Below are 1,786 nucleotides of genomic sequence, written 5' to 3'. Positions count from 1 at the left end.
CGTTGGTGCCGTTGCTGTCGTCGGCCCGGTACCATTGGTAGGTGAAGGTCCGCCCGTCGCCATCGGCATCGCTCCAGGTGCCGTTGGTCGTCGACAGGGCGTTGCCTACGGTCGCGGTCCCCGTCACGCTCGGCACCGCGCTGTTCACCGGAACGCTGTTGGTGATCTCCGTGTAAGTCGAGGTCGCCGTCGGCGTGCCGCCCTTGCCGTCATTCGCCGTCACCACGACGCGCAGGTACTTGTGCGCATCGGAGGCCGTCAGCGTGTAGCTGGAGCTGGTCGCCCCGGCGATCGAGGCGGCGTTGGTGCCGTTGGTGTCATCAGCCCGATACCATTGGTAGGTGAAGGTCCGCCCGTCGCCATCGGCATCGCTCCAGGTGCCGTTGGTCGTCGACAGGGCGTTGCCTACGGTCGCGGTCCCCGTCACGCTCGGCACCGCGCTGTTCACCGGTGCGCTGTTGGTGATCGCCGTGTAGGCCGAGGTCGCCGTCGGCGTGCCGCCCTTGCCGTCATTCGCCGTCACCACGACACGCAGATACTTGTGGGCGTCGGAGCTGGTCAGCGTGTAGCTGGCGCTCGTCGCCCCGCTGATCGAGGCGGCGTTGGTGCCGTTGCTGTCGTCGGCCCGGTACCACTGGTAGGTGAAGCTCCGGTTGTCGCCGTCGGCGTCGCTCCAGGTGCCGGTCGTCGTGGTCAGCGCGTTGCCCACCGTCGCCGTGCCGCTCACGCTGGGCACCACGCTGTTCACCGGTGCGCTGTTGGTGATCGCCGTGTAGGCCGAGGTCGCCGTCGGCGTGCCGCCCTTGCCGTCATTCGCCGTCACCACGACACGCAGATACTTGTGGGCGTCGGAGCTGGTCAGCGTGTAGCTGGCGCTCGTCGCCCCGCTGATCGAGGCGGCGTTGGTGCCGTTGCTGTCGTCGGCCCGGTACCACTGGTAGGTGAAGCTCCGGTTGTCGCCGTCGGCGTCGCTCCAGGTGCCGGTCGTCGTGGTCAGCGCGTTGCCCACCGTCGCCGTGCCGCTCACGCTGGGCACCGCACTGTTCACCGGCAGGCTGTTGGCGATCGCCGTGTAAGCGGAGTAAGCGGTCGTCGTGTTGGAGTTGCCGTCGTTGGCGATCACCGCCACGCGCAGGTACTTGTGGGCATCCGACGTCGTCAGCGTGTAGCTGGAACTGGTCGCGCCGCTGATCGAGGCAGCGTTGGTGCCGTTGCTGTCGTCGGCCCGGTACCACTGGTAGCTGTAGCTCAGCGCGTCGCCGTCGGGATCGCTCCAGGTCCCGGACGCCCCGCTCAGCGCGTTGCCCACCGTCGCCGTCCCCGACACCGTCGGCACCGCGCTGTTCACCGGAGCGCCGTTGCCCGCCGCCGCCACCTGCGACGAATAAGCCGAGCTCGCCGTCTGCGTGCCGCCCTTGCCGTCGTTGGCCGTCACCACAACGCGCAGGTACTTGTTCAGGTCACCCGCCGCCAGCGTGTAGCTGGAGCCCGTCGCCCCGCTGATCGACGCGCCGTTGGTGCCGTTGCTGTCGTCGGCGCGATACCACTGGTAGGTGAAGGTCCGCCCGTCGCCATCGGCATCGCTCCAGGTGCCGTTGGTCGTCGACAGGGCGTTGCCCACCGTCGCCGTCCCCGACACCGTCGGCACCGCGCTGTTCACCGGCAGGCTGTTGGCGATCGCCGTGTAGGCCGAGGTGGCGCTCTGCGTGCCGCCCTTGCCGTCGTTGGCCGTCACCACGACGCGCAGGTACTTGTGGGCGTCCGACGAGGTCAGCGCGTAGCTGGA

At 68.8% G+C, this 1,786-nt stretch carries 1 pseudogene; it reads right to left on the bottom strand.

Annotated features, from left to right (window positions below):
* Positions 1 to 1,786, bottom strand: a pseudogene (locus tag H0B54_RS29255) (DUF4347 domain-containing protein); the annotation flags it as partial.

It is taken from the genome of Azospirillum tabaci (assembly GCF_014596085.1).
GTDB classification, from domain to species: domain Bacteria; phylum Pseudomonadota; class Alphaproteobacteria; order Azospirillales; family Azospirillaceae; genus Azospirillum; species Azospirillum tabaci.
Note: the sequence above shows the minus strand (reverse complement) of the source record. Positions and strands in the feature narration are given on the sequence as shown.